The 26,203-nt window shown below is 59.7% G+C and carries 17 protein-coding genes; 8 read left to right on the top strand and 9 right to left on the bottom strand.

The features are described from left to right. Positions 1 to 25: 25 nt before the first annotated feature. The 4 genes from HB393_RS12490 to HB393_RS12475 all read left to right on the top strand — a co-directional run bounded on the left by HB393_RS12490 (position 26) and on the right by HB393_RS12475 (position 4,326). Positions 26 to 1,165: a Gfo/Idh/MocA family oxidoreductase gene (locus HB393_RS12490; RefSeq protein WP_213805513.1), complete on the top strand. Its 1,140-nt coding sequence runs from the start codon at positions 26 to 28 to the stop codon at positions 1,163 to 1,165. Next, positions 1,155 to 2,750 (top strand): carboxylesterase/lipase family protein, encoded by a 1,596-nt coding sequence (locus HB393_RS12485; protein ID WP_213805512.1) that lies wholly within the window; start codon positions 1,155 to 1,157, stop codon positions 2,748 to 2,750. The genes HB393_RS12490 and HB393_RS12485 overlap by 11 nt, the downstream gene beginning before the upstream one ends. A gap of 27 nt (positions 2,751 to 2,777) precedes the next feature. Then, positions 2,778 to 3,626: a UDP-2,3-diacylglucosamine diphosphatase LpxI gene (gene lpxI / locus HB393_RS12480; protein WP_213805511.1), complete on the top strand. Its 849-nt coding sequence runs from the start codon at positions 2,778 to 2,780 to the stop codon at positions 3,624 to 3,626. A gap of 160 nt (positions 3,627 to 3,786) precedes the next feature. Next, complete coding sequence (locus HB393_RS12475) at positions 3,787 to 4,326, top strand: peroxiredoxin (protein ID WP_213805510.1); 540 nt, start codon at positions 3,787 to 3,789, stop codon at positions 4,324 to 4,326. 87 nt (positions 4,327 to 4,413) lie between these two features. Here the strand turns inward: HB393_RS12475 and HB393_RS12470 are convergent, their stop codons facing one another. The 3 genes from HB393_RS12470 to HB393_RS12460 form a co-directional block, all read right to left on the bottom strand. After that, on the bottom strand, positions 4,414 to 5,319 hold the full coding sequence (locus HB393_RS12470; RefSeq protein ID WP_213805509.1) for a hypothetical protein: 906 nt from the start codon (positions 5,317 to 5,319) through the stop codon (positions 4,414 to 4,416). Between the two features lie 154 nt (positions 5,320 to 5,473). Continuing rightward, complete coding sequence (locus HB393_RS12465; protein WP_255551039.1) at positions 5,474 to 7,321, bottom strand: lytic transglycosylase domain-containing protein; 1,848 nt, start codon at positions 7,319 to 7,321, stop codon at positions 5,474 to 5,476. 265 nt (positions 7,322 to 7,586) lie between these two features. Beyond that, on the bottom strand, positions 7,587 to 10,880 hold the full coding sequence (locus HB393_RS12460) for a TonB-dependent receptor (RefSeq protein WP_213805507.1): 3,294 nt from the start codon (positions 10,878 to 10,880) through the stop codon (positions 7,587 to 7,589). 125 nt (positions 10,881 to 11,005) lie between these two features. Here HB393_RS12460 and lepA point away from each other — a divergent pair, with 125 nt between their 5' ends. Next, positions 11,006 to 12,808, top strand: a complete 1,803-nt coding sequence (gene lepA, locus HB393_RS12455) for a translation elongation factor 4 (RefSeq protein WP_213805506.1) — start codon at positions 11,006 to 11,008, stop codon at positions 12,806 to 12,808. A 495-nt stretch (positions 12,809 to 13,303) separates the two neighbouring features. On the opposite strand, the gene HB393_RS12450 is transcribed toward lepA, so the two are convergent. Together HB393_RS12450 and HB393_RS12445 are read right to left on the bottom strand one after the other, a co-directional pair. Beyond that, positions 13,304 to 14,011, bottom strand: a complete 708-nt coding sequence (locus HB393_RS12450) for an OmpH family outer membrane protein (protein ID WP_213805505.1) — start codon at positions 14,009 to 14,011, stop codon at positions 13,304 to 13,306. A gap of 671 nt (positions 14,012 to 14,682) precedes the next feature. After that, on the bottom strand, positions 14,683 to 17,112 hold the full coding sequence (locus tag HB393_RS12445; RefSeq protein ID WP_213805504.1) for a glycoside hydrolase family 2 TIM barrel-domain containing protein: 2,430 nt from the start codon (positions 17,110 to 17,112) through the stop codon (positions 14,683 to 14,685). A 183-nt stretch (positions 17,113 to 17,295) separates the two neighbouring features. On the opposite strand from HB393_RS12445, the gene HB393_RS12440 reads away from it, so the two are divergent. Next, positions 17,296 to 19,395, top strand: a complete 2,100-nt coding sequence (locus HB393_RS12440) for a beta-galactosidase (RefSeq protein WP_218623959.1) — start codon at positions 17,296 to 17,298, stop codon at positions 19,393 to 19,395. A gap of 442 nt (positions 19,396 to 19,837) precedes the next feature. On the opposite strand, the gene HB393_RS12435 is transcribed toward HB393_RS12440, so the two are convergent. Further along, positions 19,838 to 20,137: a hypothetical protein gene (locus HB393_RS12435; RefSeq protein WP_213805503.1), complete on the bottom strand. Its 300-nt coding sequence runs from the start codon at positions 20,135 to 20,137 to the stop codon at positions 19,838 to 19,840. 364 nt (positions 20,138 to 20,501) lie between these two features. On the opposite strand from HB393_RS12435, the gene HB393_RS12430 reads away from it, so the two are divergent. Next, positions 20,502 to 20,807 (top strand): type II toxin-antitoxin system RelE/ParE family toxin, encoded by a 306-nt coding sequence (locus tag HB393_RS12430; protein WP_345945173.1) that lies wholly within the window; start codon positions 20,502 to 20,504, stop codon positions 20,805 to 20,807. A 17-nt stretch (positions 20,808 to 20,824) separates the two neighbouring features. Further along, the gene (locus tag HB393_RS12425) at positions 20,825 to 21,148 is read left to right on the top strand and encodes a transcriptional regulator (protein ID WP_213805502.1); all 324 of its coding nucleotides are present in this window, start codon (positions 20,825 to 20,827) and stop codon (positions 21,146 to 21,148) included. 420 nt (positions 21,149 to 21,568) lie between these two features. On the opposite strand, the gene HB393_RS12420 is transcribed toward HB393_RS12425, so the two are convergent. From HB393_RS12420 to argH, 3 genes are all read right to left on the bottom strand, one after another. Further along, positions 21,569 to 22,357 carry a TIGR03435 family protein gene (locus HB393_RS12420; RefSeq protein ID WP_213805501.1) on the bottom strand — a complete coding sequence of 263 codons (789 nt, stop codon included), beginning with the start codon at positions 22,355 to 22,357 and terminating at the stop codon, positions 21,569 to 21,571. 889 nt (positions 22,358 to 23,246) lie between these two features. Next, positions 23,247 to 24,764: an APC family permease gene (locus tag HB393_RS12415; protein WP_255551037.1), complete on the bottom strand. Its 1,518-nt coding sequence runs from the start codon at positions 24,762 to 24,764 to the stop codon at positions 23,247 to 23,249. Further along, positions 24,682 to 26,196, bottom strand: coding sequence for an argininosuccinate lyase (gene argH / locus HB393_RS12410; RefSeq protein WP_213805500.1), 1,515 nt, complete (start codon positions 26,194 to 26,196; stop codon positions 24,682 to 24,684). Before argH ends, HB393_RS12415 begins: the two co-directional genes overlap by 83 nt. Positions 26,197 to 26,203: the final 7 nt, after the last annotated feature.

Below are 26,203 nucleotides of genomic sequence, written 5' to 3'. Positions count from 1 at the left end.
CAGGTAAACCGGTGCCCATTTGTCTATGACCTCTCCGCGCTTATTCTTCCTTGCCGCTCTCCTCCTCACCTCGCTGCGACCCAACACCGCCTCTGCCCAGCAACAACCCATCCGCGTGGCCATCGTCGGCCTCGTCCACGGACACGTCCAGGGCTTCCTGGGCAGCCTTCCCTCGCACCCCGAAGTCCAGCTAGTCGGCATCGCCGAGCCTGACGCCGCCCTGCGCGAACGATACATCGCCCGCACCCATCTCCCGGCGAACCTCTTCTTCCCCACGGAAGCGGCCATGCTGCAGAGCACCCATCCGCAGGCCATCCTGGTCTACACCTCCATCGCCGGCCACCGCGCTGCCATCGAACAGGCTGCCCAGCTCCACATCGCCGCCATGGTCGAGAAACCTCTCGCCACCACCGTCGAAGACGCCCTGGCCATCCAGCAGTTCTCGACGAAGTACAACGTCCCCGTCCTGACCAACTACGAGACCACCTGGTACGCCAACAACACCGCCGCTCACACCATGCTCCAGGACGGCGCGATAGGCGATCTGCGGAAGCTCGTCGTCCACGACGGCCACCGCGGCCCGCAGGAGATCGGCGTCGGACCCGAGTTCCTCTCCTGGCTGACCGACCCGGTACAGAACGGCGCAGGAGCTCTCTTCGACTTTGGCTGCTACGGCGTCGATCTCGCCACCTGGTTCATGCACGGCGAGCTTCCGCTTACCGTCTCCGCCGTCACCCTTCACATCAAGCCCTCGATCTATCCCAACGTCGACGACGACAGCACCATCGTCCTGACCTATCCCCACGCGCAGGTCATCGTGCAAGGCTCCTGGAACTGGCCCTTCGACCGTAAGGACATGGAGGTCTACGGGGCCAAGGGCTACGTCGATACCGTGTACCTCGACACGAAGCGCACCGACCAGATGCGGGTTCGGCTCCCCGGAGAGGCAGCGGAACATCTGCAGACCGCTCCCGCGCTGCCTGCCCCGCAGGACAATTCGCTCAACTATCTGGTGGCGGTCCTGAACAACACACTGCAACCCCGGCAGGACCTTACCTCACTCGATACCAACATCGCCGTAGTCCGCATCCTCGACGCCGCGCGCCGTTCCGCAAAGACAAACCGCACCATCCACCTCTCCGAAGAAGTGCGCAATGGCAAATAGCAGACACGGCGGCAGCGAGGGCTCGAACCAGAACGGTTCTGGAGCCCTCTCTCGCCGCCGTTTTCTGCAGCAGAGCAGCGCGACCCTCGCCGCGCTCGCCCTCAGCCCCAGCGCTCTCCTCGCCGATCCGACCCTCTCCACGGTCGTCGTCTCAACTCCCAGCGGAAAGCTTCGCGGCGAATCGTCGAAGGGCATCCGCATCTTCCGCGGAGTCCCCTTCGCTCAACCTCCTGTAGGCTCGCTCCGCTTCCGCCCCACAGCCCCTCTCAAGCCCTGGAAGGACATCAGGGATGCTACGACCTTCGCTCCTGCCGCGATGCAGCCCTACGAGCCCTTTCTGCCTCAAAGCGAGGACTGCCTCTACCTGAACATCTGGGCTCCCCCGGGTCGCGGCCCCTTCCCGGTCTTCGTCTGGATCCATGGTGGAGGCTTCACCGGCGGCCACTCGTTCGCCTCACTCTTCGACGGCACGAACTTCGCCCTCGAAAACATCGTTCTCGTCAGCGTCGCCTATCGTCTCGGCGTCTTCGGCTTCATGGATCTCGGCCCGCTCCTCGGCCCTTCCTATGCCGGCAGCGGCAACAACGCGCTCCACGACCTCGTCGCTTCGCTGCAGTGGGTTCACGACAACATCGGAGCCTTTGGCGGCGATCCTGACCGCGTCACCGTGGGCGGAGAGTCCGCCGGAGCCAAGGCCACCGCCGCCCTGATGGCGCTGCCTCAATCTCGCAATCTCTTCCAGTCCGCAATCTCCCAGAGCGGCGGAGGCGAACGCGTCCTGAGCCTGGACCAGGCCGCCAAGGTTGCCAGCGACTACGGCAATCTCTGGCGCACCGCCCATCCCTCACCCAATCCTGGCTTCGAAGACCTCCGCACCGCGTCGCCGGTCTCGCTCATCGCCACCGAGGCTCGGCTGATATCGACCTCTGACCGCCACTTTCGCTTTCGCTCCGAGACCGGGGATAGCTTCCTTCCTCAACGCCCCGTCGACCTCATCTCAGCCGCCTCCTCTACGGGCAAGCGCCTCCTCATCGGGACTAACCGCGACGAGAGCGCCCTCTTCCTCGGCCCGCATCCTACGTCCGATCCCACCAGCCGCGATCTCGGCAACCTGGACCTCCCCCACTTCAACGAGGTCTTCGCCAAATACAAGACCGTCTACCCCGACATGCCCGAGGACCAGCTCCGCGTCCGCGCCGTCACAGCGGAGGAGTATTGGGTGCCCAGCATTCGCCTGGCCGACGCGCACTCTCGCACCGGAGGGTCTACCTGGATGTATCGCCTCGACTACACCAAACCCACCGGCAGACAGATGGGCGAGGCATTCCACTCCATCGACCTCAGCCTCGTCTGGCAACAACTAGATCAGATCGAAGTAGCCGATCCCACCGCCGCACCGCTGTCGAAGCAGATCCACCAGGCCTGGGTCGCCTTCATTCGAGGCAATGCACCAGCGGCTCGCGGTCTTCCCCAATGGCCGCAATACGACCCGACCACTCGCTCCACTATGATCCTCGCTCCGGACAGCCACGTCGAAGAGAAGCCCTTCGACGCCGAGCTCCAGCTGTGGGACGAATTCCGCTGAACGCCCACGCTAAACTGAGACCAGCGCATGAATAAACTCGGCCTCATCGCCGGCAACGGCCGCTTTCCCTTTCTTCTCCTCGACGCCGCCCGCGCCCACGGCCTCACCGTCGTCGTCGCCGCCCTGAAGGAAGAGACCGATCCCGAGATCGAGGCCCGCGCCGCAGCCGACCCCTTGATCCATCTCCACTGGCTCTCGCTCGGCGAGCTCTCTCGCCTCATCGAAGTCTTCCAGCGCGAGGGCGTCACACGCGCCACCATGGCGGGACAGGTCAAGCATAAGCAGATCTTCTCCTCCATCCGCCCCGACTGGCGCCTCGCCAAACTCCTGCTCAACCTTCGCACCCGCAACACCGATATGCTTCTGGGCGCGATCGCCAAGGTCCTCGCCGATGAAGGCATCGAGCTCGTCTCCTCCACCCAGTACCTCGAGCCGCTCCTCGCCAAGGCCGGCGTGCTCACCGCTCGCCACCCCACCGAAGACGAGCTGAAAGACATCGCCTACGGCCGCACCGTGGCCCGGGCCATCGCCGGATACGACCTCGGCCAGACCGTCGTCATCGCCGCACAGGCCTGCATCGCCGTCGAGGCCATGGAAGGCACCGACGCCACTATCGCCCGTGCCGGAGCCCTCCTCAACTCCGAAGTGTCCGGCGACGAAACAACGCTCCGCCGCTCCCTTACGGTGGTCAAAGTCGCCAAACCGAATCAGGACATGCGCTTCGACGTCCCAGTCATTGGGGTTCCAACCATCCAGGCCATGCAAGCAGCCGGAGCCACCTGCCTGGCGATCGAGGCCGGCAGGACTCTTCTCTTTGACGAATCCGCCATCGTCTCGGCAGCCAATGCGGCTGGAATTACCGTTTCAGCAGACTGAAAATCAGACAAAATTCAGACAGAAAATGGCCTTCGCTTCGGAGCCAACGCTCTCTTCCGCAGCGTAGAATCGCCGCTAGCGACCGTGGTGATTGAAACCTGCGCTGCCACGGCCCCGTCCAACTATTACCTGCACTCACCCCGTCTCAAGAGGATCGATCATGCGCAAGGCACTCTCTCTCGTAGCAATTCTGGCAATCGCCACCGCCGGCAACCTCGGCCTCCGCGCCTACGCCGCCGACGCTATCGCCATCGGCACAACCGCCCCCAACTTCACCCTTCCCTCGCAGGAAGACAAGCCTGTTAGCCTTAGCGACTACAAAGGCAAGTGGGTTGTCGTCTACTTCTACCCCAAGGACCAGACCACCGGATGCACCATCGAAGCCCACAACTTCCAGCGCGACCAGCCTAAGTACAACTCGCTCAACGCCGTTGTGCTTGGCATCAGCCTCGATACCGTCGAAGGCCACAAGACCTGGTGCTCCAAGGACACCTTCTCCTTCAAGCTCCTCGCCGACCCCGACCACAAGGTCGTCGATCAGTACGGAGTTCCCGTCAACGTCCACGGCGATATGAAGATGGCCTCGCGCCAAACCTATCTCATCTCCCCCAACGGCAAGGTCGTAAAGTACTGGCCCAAGGTCGACCCCAACACGCACAGCACAGAGGTCATCGCCGAGATCGAAGCTGCCAAGAAGTAACCGTCGCTTCCAAACTTATCTCCAGACGCAAAAAGGCCCGGGCGCTCAATGAGCAGACCGGGCCTTTTTGCTTGCCTTAGCTACGAGTTACTTCTTTGCGGACTTCTTTGCTGCCTTCTTTGCGGGGGACTTCTTTGCTGCTGCCTTCTTTGCCGGGGCCTTCTTCGCTACGGCCTTCTTTGCAGGAGCCTTCTTTGCTACGGCCTTCTTTGCGGGAGACTTCTTTGCTGCTGCTTTCTTGGTTGCCAAGGTAATACCTCTCTTCATTGATTTTTTACTGCTGGCAGTGCTCTTGGTGCCGGCCGCCTTTTTAGAGGCGACCTTACCGCCGCGTAGAGCACTGGACTTCTTCGCGGCAGATCTCAATATCGTTTTGGTGGCGGCTTTCTTCGTCACACTCTTCTTGGCCGGAGCCTTCTTGGCTACCACCTTCTTGGCTACCGCCTTTTTCGCTACAGCCTTCTTCGCGACGGTCTTCTTCGCTACAGCCTTCACGACGGCCTTCTTCGCAGGTGCGGTCTTTTTGGCAGCGACAGTCTTCTTGGCAGGGACAGCTTTCTTCAACGGTGCAGACTTCGCCGGGACAGCCTTAGTCACCGCGGCAACCGTCTTGGCGGGAACGGCCTTCTTTGCCGCAGCTTTCTTCGCCGCGGCCTTCACGCTCTTCGTGGACTTCACTGCCACCGGAGCTTCCGTCTCGCTCGTCACCGGCAGCACAGACTCCGTCTCCGCGGGCGTGTAGTTGCCGACCGGGCTTGAGGGAGGAGCGAAGACCTTTGCGTCTTCCGCATGCTCGCCCGAGAAGAGTTTGTCATCCTCTTCGTCGTCGTCCTCATCCAGTTCGTCGTCATCGTCGTCGTCGGAGGTCATCGTGACCTCCTCTTCTTCGTCGTCATCATCGAAGTGGTGGCGATCGTCATCCATGTCGTCGCCGAGGTCGTGATCCTCATCGGCAGCGGATGCATACAGCTTGATCGGTTCATCGAACATCATTCTCTAATCCCCTGGTCTTCTCTGATTGCTCGCTTCATCTCTCCGCCACATCGGTCCTGCATGCAACGGAATTGTGCTCCACGTCGCGCACGATTCTAGCAATAGAGTGCATCCGTCCGCTACCGAAGGCAAGCACTCTTTTTATTGAGGTGTCTTATCGTGCAGCTTTCGACCTCTTTTTTGTCGACGCACTCGCTGCCTTTCCACTCGAATTCTTAGATGCAGACTTCGAGCTACTCTTCGCTCCACCGCCTTTCTTCACTGCAGATCCCTTCGCTTCAACGCCTTTCGACCTCGACGATCCAGCCGCGCCACGCGCGCGTTTCGCGCGTACTCGCGTCACCGGACCAAGCCGAACCGGAGCCGCGACATTTAAACTCTGCCCTGCACTTAACGTACTCGAGCGCAGATGATTCCAACTCCGTAGCTCGTCGACCGAAATATTAAATCGATCCGCCACCGTCACCAGCGTATCGCTCCGCCGAACCGTGTAGCGCTGCGTCCGCGCGGTGCTCGCGACCGTCGCCACTGGCACGACCAGCTCGTCTCCCGGAGCCACGGTCAGTCCCGCGTCGACTCCATTGACGGCTGCGATCTCGCTCGCCCTCCCGTGCAGCGCCGTCGCGACTCCATCCAGCGTCTCCCCGTTCTTCATCACATGGAACCGCCAGCTCGTCCGCTTGTCTTCGGGAATATCTTTGATGCGCTCGGCGAACGTGTCCTTCGTCCCTATCGGCAGATGCAGGTCAAACATCATGTCCCGCGGCGTCGTCATGCGCAGCAGGCTGGGATTCAGCGCCACGATCTCCGGCAGCGAGGCATCCGTCACATCCGCAACCAATCGCAGGTCGATGGCATAGTCCACGCTCACCGTATCGGAGATCACCGCCGCCTCTGGCACCATCTTGTCCAGCCGGTACTGCTCTGGATTCTTCGCCATGATGATCGCCGCGATGATACCCGGCACATAGTTCTTCGTCTCGGCTGGCAGCACGTTGCGCCGGTACAGCTCCCAGAAGTCGGCGTATCCGGTCTTCATCACCGCGCGCTGCACATTGCCCGGCCCCCAGTTGTACGCCGCCATCGCCAGGTACCAGTCGCCGAACTGGTTGTACAGCATCTTCATATACTTCGCGTACGCCACCGAAGACTTCTCCGGATCGAAGCGCTCATCGAACCACCCGTTGCGCGCCAGTCCGTACGCACCCGTTGGCATGAACTGCCACATCCCACCCGCACCCGACCGCGCATTCAGCGCCTGCGGCTGGAAGCCCGACTCCGCTACCGCCAGGTAGATGAGGTCCTGCGGAACGCCTTGCTCCAGCAGGTTCTTCGAGATCATCTCCTTGTACTTCCCCGCCCGCTCCAGCGACCGCAGCAGATGCGCATGACCGCCCTGTGAGTTGGTGAAGTAGCTGATGAAGCCCGCCACATAGTTGTTCACCACCAGCGGAAAGTCCGACTGCGTCGTCTTCAACTCTGCCGCCAGCTTCGCCGTCAGCTCCGCGTTCGGCGCAAACGTCACCTCGTTCGCGGCATCGAGCGGCGCCTCCTCCAGCGTCGGCGAAAATCCATTCCCCTGCTTCAGCGCCGACATCTCCAGCGAGTTCACCGCGTCCAGCAGATGCGTAAACTCGTCCGAGAGCTGTTCATCGCCCTTCAGATCCATCCCGCTGGTCAGCAATCCATCTACCGCGGTGTCGAAGTCCAGCCGCGCCGCATCCAGCCGTCCCGCGCGATAGTTCTCCACGCCGCTGCGATACGCCTGCTCCGCCTGATTGATAATCTGCTGTGCCTTGTAGGCCTTCGCGGCGTTGTCGACTGACTGCCCCGTCGTCGTCGTTGCCGCCGCTCCACCCGCGGCTGCTCCGTTGTTCTGCGTTGCGGTGGGCGCCGTAGCCTGCGCGGGCATCTTCCCGGAAGTGGCGGCATCCTTCTGCGGACATCCCGTCAGCAGCGCCAAAGGCACACAAGCCGCCACCAACATTACCCGTCGCATCATCTCTTCTAAACTTGTCCGCGCCATTCGTCCTTGCTCATTGTAAGACGCGCAGCCGACAAATGCGTCCCTAAGCCATAAAGGAACACGCAAACTCGATCAGCTCAACCTCCAACTCTTGCATCGCGACGTCCGCATCGCCATCATCGCGACGCAATCTCATGCGAGACAAACTCCACTGCGTAAATCGAACGCACCTACCCAACGCAACAAAGGGCACCCACGCAACTCGCGTGAATGCCCTTCTGCTTGCTTCTTACCAGTGTCTTTAGAACAAGAGCCGCAGCGACAACTGGATCTGCCGGTTCGCTCCGATGCCTACCTGATTGCCCACAGTAGACGTCAGTTGTCCGAACGATCCTGCATTGCTCAGCGTGAACGGCGTTCCCGGCTGCGCTCCATTCCCCGGCGCGGTCGCCAGCGTCTGGTTCAGACGTACCGTTCCCGGATTCGCATAGTTCGGCTTGTTCAGCACGTTGTAAGCGTCCGCGTGGAAGTCGAGGCTATATCCCTCATACACCCGCACCGACTTGCTCAGCGTCATATCCAACTGCGACAACACCGGCCCCGTATAGTCGTTTCTCCGCGCATTGCCGAAAGATCCCGCAGCCGGAGTCGTAAACGCCGCCGGATTCAGGAACTGCTTGCCCGACTTCAGGTATGGATTCACACCCGGCACCACATCCGGCCGGCGAATATTCCGCGAGTTGCCGCCACCTGGAACGTTTGCCACCGCCGTCGTCTGCACCACGCCGCCGATCAACACCGGCGAGGCGAAGGTCTGTCCTGCAACCGACGTTCCCGGCTTGCCTACATACGACAGGTCCGGCCGCGTGATCAGCACATCGATCGGCACGCCGCTGCGGAAGTTCACAATCCCGCCCACCTGCCAGCCTCCCGCGACCACATCCATCGGCCCCGAGAACGAGTGCGCTCTGCCATGTCCGAACGGCAGGTCGTACAGCACCGTCGCGTTGAGCGTATGTCGTATGTCGAACGTTCCGCGTCCATAGTCCAGCAGGAAGTTGTACGGACTCTGCGAGGTCGTCGCCTCGTTCGATCCGCTCGACGTCCCCAGCTCCTTCGCCCAGGTGTACTGCGCGCCCATCGAAAGGCCACGCGCAAAACGCCGCTGCAAGGTCGACTGCAGAGAGTGGTACTGGTCCGTGCCGCCCGACGTCTTGTAGTCGATCTCCGCGAACCTCCCGCCGAACTGCCGCACCGCCGTACCGACACCGGTCGCAGAATTCGTCGTCACGCTCGTGATCAGGTTCGTAATCGACCGCAGGAATAAATTTCGCCCCGTCGATCCGACATACGCCACCATGAACTGCATCTGTCCCGGCAACTGCTGCTGCACCGAAGCCGTATACGTCGTCACCCGCTCCGGCACCCTGTATCCCGGTGCATACGCACGGGGCTGGAAGCCCAGCGTTGGGCTGTTGATGTCATACCCGGCATACACATCTGACGCCGGATTGATCGGATACACCTTGCCCGAGGTAAACGTCCGGCTCACCCGGTCATTCGCCTCCGGCTGAATCTGGTCCTCCGTCTGACCCGGTCCGTAGAACACGCCGCCACCAATCCGGATCACCGTCTCGTTGTTCAACGCCCGCGGAGCCCACGTCAACGCCAGACGCGGCCCAAGGTTCGCCTTCGAGCTCTTGTACCAATCGCCCGCGAACTTCGGAAGGATCGTCCCCTGCGTCATGTCGAAGACCACGTTCTTGTTCCGAACCTCATGCAGCGGAGAGAAGTACTCATACCGCAGCCCAAAGCTCAAGGTAAGATTCGGCCGCAGCTTCCACTCATCCTGCGCGTAGCCGATGTAGTAGCTCTGCTTCACCTGCGCATTGCCGCTCAACCCGGTGAACGGGCTAAGGTCACTCAGGTCGCCGAAGAACTGAATCTGGCTCGGAGCATTGGTGATAAACGTCCCAATGGAGTTGTAGGTATAGGTCGTTCCGCCGATCTGGTTGTTATAGAGCGAGATCGGACGAACCTCCACCCCGAACTTCAAACTATGCCTGCCCCGCACGACGGACAGATTGTCGATATACGAGAAGGTCTGGCCGGTATAGGGCGCGCCCACGCCATTGAACGAGCTCGAAAGACTGATCAGCGATCCAACGTTCGTCAAGCCCGCGATAGCGATACGCGCGCGGCTCAGATCCGCCGACGGACTCGGCCCCGCGATGCCCAGCACCCGCTCCTTGATGCCGTTGTAGCCGAACTTGGTCTCGTTGAAGATCCGCGGCGACCATACTTGGTTCAGCGCCAACACGCCGTTCTGCGGAACCGCCACCTGGCCGAACTGGCTCAGCGAAGCATCCTGCACCTGCACCGAGGTTCCCTGATCGCGGTTGTACCGCGCATACATGCTGAAGCGGTCGTTGATGTGATAGTCGAACCGGATCGCGCCAAAGTCCTCGTTGATCTTGTTCTTCCCCACAACCGTCACCGTCTGCTGCAACGTACCGGCGGCCTGCTCGCTCGCGAGGCTGAAAGGATCGGTCGGAAACGCCGCCAGCACCGGAAACACCGGACTCGAAGCCGAGATCTGCGACTTCGCATAGTTGCTCAGCGTCGCCTGCGAGTAAGGCGCAGCCCATATCTGCCGCAGCCCTTCATAGTTCGCAAACCCGAACAGCTTGTCCTTCACAATCGGCCCGCCAAACGACCCACCAAACTGATTCAGCCGAAACTTCGGCGAGTTCCCGGTGGTATTCCGTCGATTGAAAGTGTTCCGCGCATCGAAAAAGTCATTCCGGCCATACTCGAACACCGATCCATGCGCCCGGTTGCTTCCCGACTTCGTAATGAAGCTGATCTGCCCGCCCGTCCCGGTCCCCATCTCCGCCGGATAGCTCGAAGAGTCGACCCGGAACTCCTGCACCGCCTCCAGCGACTGCTGCAGCCGGAACAACGAGGTCAGCTCGCCGTTCAAGTTACCCGGAGAGGTATCGATGATCGAAGTCGCCTCGATCCCATCCAGCCGGATAATGTTCTGCTCCACCGCCCGCCCCGAGAACCGAATATTGTCGAACGTCCCCGTCCCCGCGTTCGTCGCACCCGGCACCAGCAGATAAAGCTGCGAGATCTGCCGTCCGTTGATCGGCAGATTCGCGATCTCTCGGCTCGCCACATTCCCGCCGATCTTCGCCGAGGAGGTGTCCAGAGCCACCATCTCGCCCGCATCCACCGTTACCTTGGACTCGCTTCCCGCAACCGCCAGTGAGAAATCATGCGTCGCCGCTTGTCCGACGCCAAGCACCAGGTCCTTAACCTCGGTCCCGGCAAATCCATCGGCAACAACCTTTACGTCATACTCAGAAGGTGGAAGCGAGACCGCGATAAAAGACCCATCCTCATTCGTCATCACGACCCGTTGTGCGCCCGTGCGCTCATTCGTGATCGTCACCTGCGCCTTCGCCAGCGAAGCTCCCGAGGCGTCCGTCACCGTTCCAGTCAAACGAGTCGTAGTTATCTGCGCCCACAACGAGCACACGCCGACGCTCGACAGCAGGGCAACCCTGCAAACCACATTTAAGATTTTCATATAACCCGGAGTTTCGGCGGGTGATGTTTCAATACTGTGACATTTCGATAAATAGCTAATCAATAGGGCACGCTCGGGCCTATCCAGCCGCAGTGTTAAGATAGCTACTGAGAACCCCGCTTCCAATGGATCCAAGCCACATCCGCAACTTCGCGATCATCGCGCACATCGACCACGGCAAGTCCACCCTCTCCGACAGGCTCCTCGAGCTCACCGGCTCCCTCACCGCGCGTGAGATGCAGGCGCAGGTCCTTGACGCCATGGACCTTGAACGCGAGCGCGGCATCACCATCAAGGCCCACACCGTCCGCATGATGTACCAGGCCGCCGACGGCGAGACCTACCAGCTCAACCTCATCGACACTCCCGGCCACGTCGACTTCTCCTACGAGGTCTCCCGCTCCCTCGCCTCCTGCGAAGGCGCCCTCCTCGTCGTCGACGCCAGCCAGGGCGTAGAGGCCCAGACTCTCGCCAACGCCTATCTCGCCATCTCCAACGGGCTCGAGATCATCCCTATCATCAACAAGATCGACCTCCCCAGCGCCGACATCGAGCGCACCAAGGAGATGATCGAGAAATCCGTAGGCCTGCCCGCCGACGACGCCATCGCCGTCTCCGCTAAGACCGGCCTCAACGTAGCCTCCATCCTCGAAGCCGTCGTCACCCTGCTTCCGCCCCCCAAAGGCGAGGCCGACGCCCCGCTTCAGGCCCTCATATTCGATAGCTGGTTCGACCCCTACAAAGGCGTCATCGTCCTCGCCCGCATCATCAACGGCAAGCTCCGCAAGGGCATGAAGATCAAGGTGATGTCCAACGACCGCCGCTTCGAGGTCGAGTCCATGGGCGTCATGACCCCTAAGCCCGTCGAGATCCTCGAGCTCTCCGCCGGCGAAGTCGGCTTCTTCGTCGCCACCATCAAGAACGTAGCCGACACCAAGGTCGGCGACACCATCACCGAGGTCGACCGCCCCTGCGCCGAAGCCCTGCCCGGCTTCGAAGACATCAAGTCCATGGTCTTCGCCGGTCTCTACACCGTCGACTCCCACGAGCACGCCATGCTCCGCGACGCTCTCGAAAAGCTCCGCCTCAACGACGCCTCCTTCTCCTTCGAGCCCGAGTCCTCCGTCGCCCTCGGCTTCGGCTTCCGCTGCGGCTTCCTCGGCCTCCTCCACCTCGAGATCATTCAGGAGCGCCTCGAACGCGAGTACGACCTCGACCTCATCACCACCGCACCCGGCGTCCGCTACAAGATCACCCTCACCGACGGCTCGCTCATCGAGGTCGACAACCCCTCCCGCTGGCCCGATCCCTCCAACATCGAGCAGATCGAAGAGCCCGTCATCATCGCCAAGATCCTCACCAACGAGGAGTACGTCGGCGGAATCCTGAAACTCGTCGAAGAAAAGCGCGGCCGCCAGCAAAACATGGAGTACGTCTCCGACACCCGCGTCATGATCACCTACGAACTGCCGCTCAACGAGATCGTCCTCGACTTCTACGACCGCCTCAAGACCGTCTCCCGCGGATACGCCTCGCTCGACTACGTCCTCTCCGGCACCTGGATCTCCCCAATGGTCAAGATGGATATCCTCATCGGCGGCGACCCCGTCGATGCCCTCTCCATCATCATTCATAAGGACTTCGCCCAGCAGCGTGGCCGCGCCCTCGTCTCCAAGATGCGCGAACTCATCCCCCGCCAGATGTTCGAGGTCGCGATCCAGGCGGCCATCGGCTCCAAGGTCATCGCCCGCGAGACCGTTACCGCCATTCGCAAAAACGTAATCGCAAAATGTTACGGCGGAGACATTAGCCGCAAGAAAAAGCTCCTCGACAAGCAAAAAGAGGGCAAAAAGCGCATGAAGCGCATCGGTAAAGTAGACATTCCACAGGAAGCCTTCCTCGCCGTCCTCAAAGTCGGAGAAGAGTAACCCAACAATCTTTCGTTAAAAAAGAAAGCTCCCAGGCGATTCGCTGCGTTGACGGCGAATCTCCGGGAAATCATTGACCCACCGCGAATTAAATCTAAAGTTCCTCAGCACATCTGCCGATCAAGCACTAGGAAAAGGTCAAATGGAACACAGTGCCAGGCGAAGGTCCGGCGATAATCGGCTACACCTAAATCCATTTTGTAACCCTATCGTAACCTCGAGCTGTGGAAAGCCGACGGAAGTCCAAACGTTGCCTCAGTTTCAAATCGGGAATTTTGCCCGCCTGAATTTCGACTTGTAAATCCTTGTAAAGCAACCCTTTACGGAGACTCCATCTTTCGCCATTAATGTATCTTGCCCGACATTGACTATCCCTGGCGGACGTGTCCCTTTTCGGGATCCACAGTTTTTTCCACAAACCTGTGCAGAATTGAACGGAAAACCACACGCAAAAAGGAGCCCTCGAAAGGGCTCCTCTCTGGAACAAATTCCCGACTATTTTGGAGGAGTGGCAGGCCGGGGCGTTGTGGACCGGGGCGTCGTAGTCGTTCCGCTCGGACGCGCCGGGCGTCCCGCCGAAGGTGCCGAAGGAGCCGGAGCAGCCACACCCGAAGAGGTGTTGTAAGCATCCACAACCGCCTGCGTCACATCGGTATTCTGTACCGCCCACATCACAGCACTCTGCTGATTGCTCACATCCAGCAGCAGCGTGAAGCCGTTGTTGGCTACATAAGTTTTCAACGTAACCGAAACCTTCTGTGCGACCTTGGCATAAGCCTCTTGCAAATCAGCGTTATAGGCCGTCTGCGCATCTTCCGCATCGCGGTTCAGCTGCTTTTCCTTCGTATCGATCGCCTTCAGGCGCGAGGCACGCTCTTCGTCGCTCAGCGTAGCCGGAGCGCTCTGCAGCTGCTTCTTCAGAGACTCGACCTCTTGAGCCAGCGTATCGATCTGGGCCTTCTTCGGCTCATACTTCTTCTGGACATCCTGCACAGCCTTCTGGCCTTCGTTCGTCGCAAACACCGCCTGCTCGAACGCTACCAGCGCAATCTTCGCGGGAATAGCCTGTGGGGCGACCGGAGCAGCCGCGGGAGCGGCCTGGGTTGCGGGAGCAGCAGGTGCCTGGGGAGCAGTCTGAGCTACCCCGGCGGCGGTCATCAATCCCGCGCCAAGGGCGGAGACAAGTACTAGGTTACGATTCATGCGGTCTTTGGTACTCCTTAGGCGATCATCAGTCTGAACTGCGTACTCCGGATATCTCGTGGGCGCGAACGCACCGCTAGGTGCTCCTGCCATGCTCTGCATCTACTCCACCCGAGTACTGTGGGCCGCATCGTTCCGATTCCCGATTCCCGAAGAACGAGGCGGACACCATGAACCCCAAAGACCCCAATCAACAGCAGCCACCCGACAAACCAATTTGGCTGGAAGATCGGAGGGGGTTGGCAGAACTCCCTGAATTATAGAGCCGCCCCGGAACACGGTCAAACCAGCCGCGCCCCAAGCCAGTCACAACGGAGCCATCCTTCCCAAACACCCCTCAATCTCCAGAATTACGGATGCCATCCGCCGCCAGTCTTCAATTTTTAGAGTTCAGCCCTCTGGCGTTTCTCAAAAGCCCAGCAAATCCATACTTCAGCTTTGGCACGCAGATTGCTCTAATCAATTGCGTCGCTGCAAAGCGGAAACACGGAAATTTACCAAAGTAAGCCTCCGTGCTGTTCGATGCCCTTCCCCGAAAGAACCAACGCCCATGGATGGTGCGGTCGTCGGATAGGATGCAGCTCCCGGAGGGGAGCATATTCAGGAGGCCAGTGACTGGCCATTGCACGAGCCGCCCAACCGGGCGGCTCGTGCTGCGTTTGGAGCACACTTTATTTGTAGAGATGCATCTCCAAAACGTTCTCCGCCGCCACTGCAGTCAAAGTAATCTCCACTGTCTGCGACCCCAATCGTGGATGCTTCGCCGTCAGTCGAACCGTTCCCGCGCTCTCCTTCGCCCGAACCCACACCGCGCCGGTCCCGCCGATCAAAGAAAACGGGCTATCCCCGATCAAATCCGCCGGTCCCTCCATCGTCAGCACCACCGGATCGTCCGCATACGTCCGCAGTGCGCCAAACTCGTCCGTCACCCGCATCACCACCCGGGTCGCGTCCGCTCCGTCCGCCTCCAGCGTTCGGTCGTCCGCAACCAAGGCAAACTTCTGGTCCGCCCCCAGCCCCGAGAGCGACTTCGAGATCACCAGCTTCCCATCGATATACCCATCGATCTTCAGGTCGCCCCACGGAAACTTCAGCTTGCTGCGATCCAGCTTACTCATGTCCAGCACAAACGGCGCATATTTCAGATGGTTGAACTCCACCCTCTCCGGATCGAGCTCCGCCATCAGCACCCACGGATTTCCCTCCAGGCTATGCTCTCGCATCGAAAATTTAAGGTGGTCGCAGTTCGAGCACACCACCGCCTTCGTAAAATCTCTCGACTCATCGCTCCGCGCCCAGTGGAACGCCGGCTCCAGCACAATCTCCTCCGCCGGATCGCACTGCGACTTATAAAAGCCCGCCGCCGGCTTCGGCTCACGAAAGATATCCGTCACCCCGTGGTAGCAGATCCTGTCTCCCGCCCCGAAGTTCGAGTGCGTGTTGTAGTCGAACGCACACCACCCGATCCCACCCGCATACTGCGGATCGCTCGCCAGCTGGTTATGAATCCGCGCATGACGCAGCGTATGCTCCCGCTGCCGCTCGTCGTCGTCCGTCACCTTCGTCGGATACGTATGCCCCACAAACTCCGTATTCAGATACCGCGGATGATTCGGCTTCTTCAACGGAAAGTCGAAGTCGTTCCATGTATAGACATCTTCTAAAAACTCCGAGGTCTGGAACGTCCGAATCCCGCCCGTCTGCCGCGTAGTGTCCAGCGCATGCGCCAGCGCATTCGTCCGCGTATAGAAGCTATGGTCGTCCGGCGACTCATTGATCCGCACGCCCCACAGAATCACCGAAGGATGATTCCAATCCCGCCGAATCATCCGCCCCACATTATCGATCGAGACCTGCTTCCACGGCTCCGGCCCAATATGCTGCCACCCCGGAATCTCCTCCAGCACCAGCAGGCCATACTCATCGCAGGCATCCAGAAAGTGCCGCGACTGCGGATAGTGTGACGTCCGCACGATGTTGCAGTGCAGATTCTTCCTCAGAATCTCCGCGTCCTTGCGCTGCACCCGCCGCGGCATCGCCTGCCCCACAAACGGAAACGTCTGGTGCCGGTCCAGCCCGCGCAGCTTGATCACCTTGCCGTTCAGTGAGAATCCCTTGTCCGTAAACACCGCCTCGCGAAACCCGATCCGCCGCGAGTCCTCATCCACCGCCTGCCCGCCCGCCAGCAGTCTCACATGGACGCTATAAAGATGCGGCTTCTCCAGATCCCAAAGCTGCACCGTTCCCAATCCCGTCACCGCCACGGTATGCCGCGCCGGATCGGTCACCGTCTGCGTGCTCGCATACACCGGAGCGCTCGTCACCGGATTCGCCGCAGCTCCCGGGTCCTCACCTGGAACCAGCGTCACAGCTCTCGTGCCCTTCGCCACCACCCGCTCCCCATCGCGCAGCTCCACCTCCAGCGACAACGCAGCAGAACCCTCCGCCTTGCCCGCCAGAAAGCAATCCACCTCCAGCGAAGGCGCACCACTCAACACATCCTTGGGCCGCGCAAAAATATTATCCAGATAAACCTGCGGCACCACCCGCAGCGACACCTCGCGATAGATCCCTCCAAACGTCAGATAGTCGATCTCATGGCCGAACGGCGGAATATCCTCACGCTCCGTCGAGTCCACCTGCACCACCAGAATATTTTCTCCATCCGTCCGCAGGTGCGGCGTCAGCTCAAACGAGAACGGCGTAAACCCGCCCTTGTACTCGCCCAGCGCCACCCCGTTGATCCACACCGTCGACGCCGTCATCGCGCCCTCGAAGTCCACAAACACCCGCTTGCCCTTCGCTCCCGCCGGATACTTGAACCGCCGGCGGTACGTCGAGACAAACTCATACGACCGGTCATCGAAGTTATGCCACGGCAGCTTAACATTCGTATGCGGAATCACCACCCGCTCGAACTTCGAGTCATCGAACTTCACCGTCTCCGCTCCCGCCACCTTCAATGGCGCAAACCGCCACCCGCGATTGATCGGCAGAATCATCCGCCCCTGCGCCACAGGCTCGGCAGCCAAAGCCACACCCGGCAAAGCTGTACTCGCAAGAACCGCACCCGTAGTCTTGATAAACTCGCGTCGCAACATGAACTTCTTCTCCATCGCCAAACTTATGTGAAGTCACCAGCGGCCCAGCGAAGAGCCCTTGACAGCCGTACCCACTAAACGACAAAATCCCGCTTGTGTAAAGCGTTACATCCGCTCGCCGCCAGCCCTCCTCCCCAACCCCTTCCCCCTTCGCCGCAACATGCCATCCAAGGAGAGACCTGCTTGAACTCCCGCCTCGCCACCCTCATCCTCTGCGCCGTCTCCCTCACTTGCTCCACCGCCAACACCCAGGCCGTCACTCCCTCCGCCCCGCCCGCCCTCGTCCTCGGAGCCGCCTGGTACCCCGAGCAGTGGCCCGAGTCCCGCTGGGACGCCGACCTCGACCTCATGCAGAAGGCCGGCATCACCATGGTCCGCGTCGGTGAGTTCGCCTGGTCCCGCATGGAGCCCTCCGACGGCCACTACGACCTCGACTGGCTCGACAACGCCGTCACCGCCGCCGGACGCCACGGCATCTACACCGTCATCGGCACCCCCAGCGCCGCCCCACCCGCATGGCTCACCCAGAAGTACCCCGAGACCCTCCGCACCCTCGAAGACGGCCGCAAGGATCAGCACGGCAACCGCCAGCAGTTCAACTGGGCCAACCCCAAATATCGCCAGCTCTCCCGCGGCATGGCCGAGCAGCTCGCCAAACGCTTCGGCCACAACCCCTGGGTCATCGGCTGGCAGATCGACAACGAGTACGCCAACGTCTCCTTCGACGACGCCACCAAAGCCCAGTTCCAGGACTGGCTCAAAGCCCGCTACTCCACCCTCGACAACCTCAACGCCCGCTGGACCACCTCTTACTGGAGCGAGACCTACTCCAACTGGAACCAGGTCCCCATCGAGACCAAATACGGCAACCCCGGCCTCCTCCTGAGCTGGATGCGCTTCGTCTCCGACACCTGGCGCAGCTACCAGAAGAACCAGACCGAGGTCATTCGCGCCAACTCCGAGCCTCGCCAGTTCATCACCACCAACATGATGGGCTGGTTCGATGGCTACGACCACTACACCGTCTCGCAGGACCTCGACCTCGCCTCCTGGGACGACTACGTCGGCCAGGGCCAGCTCGACCCCTACCGCAACGGAGCCGCCCACGACCTCACCCGCGGCTTCCTCCGCAAAAACTTCTGGGTCATGGAGACCCAGCCCGGCTTCGTCAACTGGCAGAAGATCAACAACTCCCTCGACAAGGGCGAGGTCCGCGCCATGGCCTGGCACGCCATCGGCCACGGAGCCGACGCCGTCAGCTACTGGCAGTGGCGCTCCGCCCTCAACGGCCAGGAGCAGTACCACGGCACCCTCGTCGGACCCGACGGCACCCCCGTCCCCCTCTACACCGAAGTCGCCCAGCTAGGAGCCGAGTTCGCCAAAGCCGCCCCCGCCCTCGCCGGAACCTCCGTCAAATCCGACGTCGCCATCCTCCACTCCTACGACTCGCGCTGGGCCATCAACTGGCAACGCCACAACACCAACTACGATCCCGTCTCCGAGATCGTCAGCTACTACAAGCCCCTCCGCGACCTCAGCCAGTCCGTCGACATCGTCAGCCCCTCCGTCTCCCTCACCCAGTACAAGCTCGTCGTAGCCCCCGGCCTCAACGTCCTCTCCGACGCCGAGGCCAAAAACCTCATCGCCTACGTCGAGCAGGGCGGCAACCTCGTCCTCGGCCAGCGCACCGCCATGAAGGACGCCGACAACACCCTCCAAACCCAACGCCAACCCGGCCCCCTCGCCTCCATCCTCGGCGGCAGAGTAGAGCAGTACTACGCCCTCACCGACCCCATCCCCGTCTACGGTGCATGGACCGAAGGAAGCAAGCCCACAGGCAACAAGACCGTCGCAACCAAAACCGCCGCAACTAGCTCCGACTGGGCCGAGCTCCTCTCCACCCAATCCCCCGACACGAAAGTCCTCCTCCGCTTCGGCAAATCCAACGGCTGGCTCGACGACCAGCCCGCCGCCATCACCCGCAAAGTAGGCAAAGGCAGCATCACCTACATCGGCGCCTACCTCGACCCCACCACCATGACCAAAGCCGCCAAATGGATGCTAGACATCAGCCACGTCCAACCCAAACTAGGCAAACTCCCCGAAGGCATCGACGTCTACCCCCGCGAAGGCCCCAACGGCAAGGTCTACATCCTGGTCAACTTCAACAAATCCCCCCAGACCATCACCCTCCCCACCCCTATGCAAGACATCCTAAACGGAGGCACCAAAACCACCCTAACCCTCCCCACCTACGGAGTCTCAGTCCTCTCCACCCAGTAACCCATTCCACCAAACATCACAAACTAAGTTGAACTCCAGAACTAAAACTAAAACTAAAACCAGAACCAGAACCAGAACCAACTAGAGCTAACTAACTTCATAACTAAACTAGAATGAACTAACTTCCGCTAGAACCAACTAACTAGAACCAGAACTTAAACTAGAACCAAAAAAATCTGTCATCCTGAGCGAAGTAACTCGCAGCTTCATCGCGAGTTACGCAGTCGAAGGACCTGCGGTTGCCTTTGCAGTTGCTGTCGCACTTGCTTTTGCAGTTACTCGTTTTATACCGTCATCCTGACCCTAGAGCGAAGCGAAAGGGAAGGACCCAGCATTTACTGTTGCTTTGCAGTTCGAATTGCACAGGACTATAGCCAAACGAAAAGAACAAACAAGAAACAAGCTTCAGCCCAAGGGTCTCTCTGCCCGAGACGCCCTCAACTCACTCCTTCCCAGCCCCTGCCAATAGTGCCTCAACTAAAGCCATCCACTCCGCCTCAAACATAGCCCTGCGAAAATCCCTCCCTGACCGCCCATACCAATAATCCGCATTCCAATCAGATCCCTCCTTGCGATGCAGATAGGCATGCACCGCCATACCCTCCTTCGTCTCCAGCGCATCCACCAGCGCATGAGCCTTCGCCCAATCCCCCTTCGCATCCCACCACAACGCCGCAAGCGGAGACGACAGTCCCCTCGGACCTTCCTCCACAAGCGACTCTGTAAATTGCTCGGCGTTCATCAACACCTCCATGACCAGAACGCTTCCATCATAAATCGCGATCGCGGTTGCATTAGTTGCAGTTGCTTGTTTACGCCGTCATTCTGACCCTAGAACCGAAGGGGGAAAGTCCCCTGTATCTCATAGCTGCTGTTGCTGTTCGGATTAGCGTAGGGCTTTAGCCCTACGAAAAAAAGAACCACAAAAAAGCGGGCTTCAGCCCCGGGCCCTCTCTGGCTCACCAACACCACCCAGGCCGCCCCATCTTTCCCATCTCCGCAAAGATGAGCTACAAACCACATCAAGATCCTCCAAGCTGGACGAACCCCACATCGAGGTCACGAACCAAGTCAACGATAGTATCTTTTGTGCTACCATAATTACCGTGATCGAGCTTCAGGAATACATCGACCGGCTCGGCCGCAATCCGTTCGAGCGATGGTACGAGAAGCTCGATGACACCACCAGGGCGCGGATCGTCGTCACGCTGGACCGGCTCAGCCGGGGAAGTCTAGCCGCGAAGGGCGTAGGAGCCGGGGTCATGGAGTTGCGAATGGACTTCGGACCCGGCTACAGGGTCTACTTCGGCAAGGATGGAGATACCCTCGTCATACTGCTCGGCGGTGGCACCAAGAAACGGCAACAAGCCGATATCGAAACCGCGCAACAACTCTGGCGCGAGTACAAGTAACGCAAACGGGAGCCATAATGCCATTAACCAAAAGCTTCAACGAGACCGTCAAAGCCGACCTTCAGAAGAGTCGGCGATTCCGCAGGGCGCTCCTGCGTGAAGCCGTCGGATGCATGGTGTCCGGGGATGTCGAGACCGGCAAATCCGTTCTCCGGCAGTACATCAACGGCACGATAGGCTTCATCCAACTCGGAGCCGATCTCGGAAAGTCCCCCAAGGTGCTCATGCGCATGCTCAGCGCGACAGGAAATCCCCAGGCCAAAAACCTGTTCGAGATCGTCGCGTACCTGCAAAAGATCGATGGCACCGTACTCAAAGTCATCGGCAGAGCAGCCGCCTAAAATCAGGAGCAGTTGAAGAGGCGCCTCAATCCAGGCAACCAACAATTCCTAATTCCTGCGATCACAACCTCCCCAACGCACCGCCTTAATCAACTACATCACAAATTACTCAACACACCACGAAATTGTCATCCTGAGCGAAGTAACTCGCAGCTTCATCGCGAGTTACGCAGTCGAACGACCTGCGGTTGCACTTGCCGTTGTTGTTGTTGTTTCCGTTGCTGTTGTAGTTGCGTTTGCAGTTGTTTGTTTTACGCCGTCATCCTGAACGGAGTGAAGGACCTCTGTATTTCGTAGTTGTTCTTGTTGCTCTTGCTCTTGCTCTTGCTCTTCGGATTAGCGTAGGGCTTTAGCCCTACGAAAAAGAACCACAACAAAAGCAGCCCCGGCCCCTCTCCTATTACAAAGAGTGTGTACCAACTAATTAGCCGAAGGAAGCTCAACATGATCAATGACCATAACAGGCACAGGCTCTTTCGCCGACTCAAGCTTAAGCCCAAGCTGCTCCTGAATCGCGGTAAAAAGCGAAGGTGCAGAATCATCGCCAACAGCCACATCATCCGGAGTCCACTGAAGCTTAAGGTCGTATCGATCGGAGAGATTCGTCTTATCGACAACGACACGGCCCGTGATATGCGAGAGTTGTTCGGCAATGACGGCGGCAGTCAGACCTTGTCCATTGAAATAGGTACGGCCAGCGTTAACGTTCTTGCCATTGGATCGAGTCGGCATCAGCTTCGAGCCGCCTTTAGCAAGCACAAGATCGTACGCCGGCAGTACACGAGTCTCCTGGTGGAGCTTGACGCTGCAGCGTTCAGCCAGCAGCGCCCCGACCATGCGCCGTTTCAACTCACGGCCCTGCTCTGAAGAGATGCTCCGAAGCTGGCTGTCCGTCTCCGCATCGGACTTGGCCTTAAGGTCAAACCGGGCAGAAGCAAGCCACGAAGGCCCATCGAGGATCTGCCTCTCGGGCATCCCATAGGCCCACCCCATCAGCGCAAGAAGCGTAACGTTCGACGCGCTGAACCCGCCATCCGCAGGATAGTTGATATGAGTATGACCATCAGGAGAGGGAGCAGCAGGCTTGATGGTGGCGACCTCAAACACAGGAGACTTATCAGCCGCCACGCTCAACTGCGCGATCGCGGAACACGTCCCCACGAACACCCACACCGCCAAAAAGAGCACACTCCATCCACGATCTCGCACAGGGATATTCCATCATGATCGCGTCCCAATGTCAGTGAAATTGTCGGCGAAATTGCAAACAAAACACCCGCCATTCCAACCGGCGGATTGAGCAGCCCTTCGGTTCTCAATTAGGATCTACAAGAGGTGAAAGGAGAACATAGAAGATGAGTTCGTCAAGTGAGTCGGGGCCGTGGTTGGATCGTTGGTGGCCGTTATTGCTGATCCTGTTTGGGCTGCTCTTTGTCTCGGTCCTGACGATGTTTCACCCCATGATTTGAAGAAAAGATAATTGCAGAACGAGACCCATCAGCCGGATGGCTGAATAAGAGGCACGGTAGAAAACCGTGCCTCTTCTCTTTAACTGAAACGTAAGGGAGAGCGGAACCCGCGGTCGCCCCTCCTCCTGCTCTCCAACCAAGCCCAAACGCCCGGGTGCCCCATCCTTCGCGCCTTTGTCTTTAGCGAAGGGTGGGAACCACAAACTCTCCCCAGCCACATCGCCTCGCCTCCGACTGCCTCGCAAGCCTGTCAAGCCCCAAAAACCGCCCCAAGCCCCATAAACCAATAAAAACAAAAAAGATAAAAAAGAAACAGAAGTGGCACGTTAGTTCCGTGCCGATTGATAAAATAAAACCAGCAACAAAAAAGAAAGCCCCGGCCATCCGGGGCTTAGCTCTTTAACAATCGAAACATCCGTAACCCCAGCAATAAGACGCATTTGGCCACAACCCCTTTGTTTCGAAGAATCTGGCAGGCAAGACCCTCCGCATCCCGAAGAAACAAAGCCACTTACTCCCAGGCAAGGGGGGAGGGGGCCTCAGCGAAGGAAACGCAGACAAGAGGAGCACAAGCATCAAGAACCACTCTTATCAGCAGTTATCCCAAGGATCACCGTTAAGCCGTAGCCTTAGCCTCGAGCCTCAGCCACACCACGCCACATCCGCACCCCATACACCAGCGCCCCTGCCGCGAGGATCACCCCAGCCGTCCGCATCTCCCGTAGAAAGTTCGGCCGCGACACGAGGATAAACAGGAAGCCGCAGAGCGCCAACACCACCGGCAAAGGATAAAGCGGCATTCTGAAACTCTTCGCTCCCCGCTCCCGCCGAGCCCTGCGATGCCGAGGCAGCAACACCGCGATCCCCTGCGCCAGGAACTGGAACAGAATCCGAATCACCACCAGCGTCGTAATCACCTCCTGCAGCCGGAACAGGCAGCAGAACAGCGTCATTCCGCCCAGCGTCAGCAGCGACACATGCGGAATATGGTGCTTCGGATGCACCTTCGCAAACACCGCTGGAAAGTTCCCGCTCTTGGCCGCGGCATACGGAATCCGCGAGTAGCCCAGCAGCAGCGCCAGCACCGAGGCCGAAGCCGCCAGCGCAATCAGCACCACGATCGCCACCGCCGCACCATGAGCGCCCGCACCAGCGCCATAGGCCCGCTGCATGAACACCGCCATCGTGAACATCCGCGCATCGCCGTTCAGATTTCCCGTCAGATCGTGCCAGGGCAAAACGCCCAGCACGCTGATGTTCATCAGCAGATACAGCGTGCCCACAATCGCAATCGACCCAAGCACAGCCAGCGGAATCGTCCGCCGCGGATCGCGCACCTCCGCACCCAGGAAGCAGACGTTGTAATAACCCCAGTAGTCATACGCCGAGATCAGCATCCCAGCACCAAGCCCCGCAAAGAACGCGGGACCAAGATGAAACGATCCTGCAGGAAAGTCGAACGCCAGCTTCGCATGGAAGTGCGTAAGACCCGTAACGATAATAGCCAGCAGCGCCAGCACCACCGCACCGCCCAACCAGCGCATCAGCCGGTCCAGCGACCGGATCTTGCGATAGAGAATCACCAACGCAGTGCAGCAAAGCGCCATCGCCATCAGCGTCTGCCCGCTGAACACGACCGGAACGTGCAGCACCGTAAACGACCAAAGCCGCTCCCCCGAACGAGGGAAGAAGTAAGACATGTACTGCGAGAACCCCAGGCACCCCGAAGCGATCGAGAGCGGAGCGCTAAACAGCAACTGCCAGGCATACAGAAACGAAACCGCCTGTCCCAGCCCCTTCTCCCCATACAGCTTTCGCAGATAGACATACGATCCGCCCGCCTCCGGATACGTCGTCCCCAACTCACTCCACACCAACCCATCGCACAACGACAGCAAAGCCCCCAACAACCAACCCAGCATCGCCTGCGGACCACCCATCGCAATCACGATCAAAGGCAGCGTGACGAACGGACCAACGCCCACCATATCGATGATGTTCAGCCCCAGCGCCGCCCGCGCCGAAAGCCCTCGCTCCAGCTCCGCCCCTCCAGCCTCAACCGGACTAGCCTGCAACATCGTCTTCAGATTCAGCCAGCAGCTCCCGCGCCGCGCTGCGAACCCGCTCTCTGGCGTCTTCAAATCCATCCGTCTGCTTCTTCAGCCACAACGCATCGGCATCCAGCAAAGCGCGCGACCGGAGAATCTCCGGTTCCAACGCCTCCAGCGCCGGTCCTCCCGGAACCTTCCGTACCGCTACAAAGTGCGCAGCATTCAAAGACCTTCTCAATAGATCCAACTCCGGCATCTCGAACTCACGATGATCCGCAGCCATAATATATTCGACCGAAGCAGCCATCTTCTCCGCATCATATCCGCCATCGAGATCCTTCACCGCCTCCGACACAATCTCATGCGCAGTCCGGAAGCTCATTCCCGTCTCGCGCACCAGCGTATCTGCCAACTCTGTCACTGTAAGGAAGTTCGCATCGGCGCAAGCTGCCATATGATCCGTCAGGAACTCGATCTCCGCCAGAACGCCAGCCAATAGCTTCAGGCCTCGCTCCGCATCCTCGAACGCGTTATAGACCATTGGCTGCAGATCGTCCTCGCTATCGTTGATGTCCGTGAATGGCGTGTTGTGAACGCTTCCCACAACCGCCTGAGCCTGCGTCATGGCCTTGCTCGACAGCACGCGCACATGCTCCAGCGGGACAGGATTCCGCTTCTGCGGCATGATGCTGCTGATCTGCACATACCCATCGCTCAGCCGAATGTAACCGAACTCCACACTGCTCCACTGTAGGAAGTCCTGCGCCAAACGCCCCAGATTCAGCATACAAACCGCCAGCATCGAGCAGCTCTCCGTCAGATAATCCACCGCCGCAATCGCACCGTAAGAGTTCATCTGCAGCCCCTCGAAGCCCAGCATCGAAGCCACATAATAGCGGTCGATCGGAAAGCCCGTCGTCGTAATCGCGCAAGCTCCCATCGGAGACCGATTCACCCGCACCGAAGCCTCCCTCAGCCGCTCGAAGTCCCGCTCGAAGCACTCGAGAATCGCCATTAGGTAATGTCCCAGCGTCGTAGGCTGCGCGGGCTGATTGTGCGTATACGCAGGCATCAGGCTCGCCCGATGCGTCCAGGCCAGCTCCACCAACTGCCTCCGAACCTCCAGCAGACTAGCCATCGTCTCCGCCAGCCGCTCCCGCATCACCATGCGATACATCGTCAGGTCGATATCGTTGCGGCTCCGCGCCGTATGCATCTTGCCGGCGGTCTCTACGCCGCACTGCGCGGCCAACTCCCGCTCCATGAAGAAGAAGAGGTCCTCAAAGCTGCCATCATAGACAGCTCCCCGGATCTTCTCCAGGTCGAGTCCATCCAAAGCCCGCAGACAAGCCGCGACCTCACGCCGCGCCATGATTCCCTGCCGTCCTAGCATCAAGGTGTGAGCATACTGGATCGCCAGCAGCGGCTCCAGAAAGTACTTCTTCGCATCGGTAAAGATCTGCGCCAGAACCGTATCCCGGTAGATCGGCGCCGGAAAACTGGACTTGGGTTGTACTGGCAACGTCATGGACCGT

The sequence above is a fragment of the Granulicella sp. dw_53 genome (assembly GCF_018449545.1).
GTDB lineage: Bacteria > Acidobacteriota > Terriglobia > Terriglobales > Acidobacteriaceae > Edaphobacter.
The sequence above is the reverse complement of the archived record's forward strand: the minus strand, read 5'-3'. Positions and strand labels throughout refer to the sequence as shown.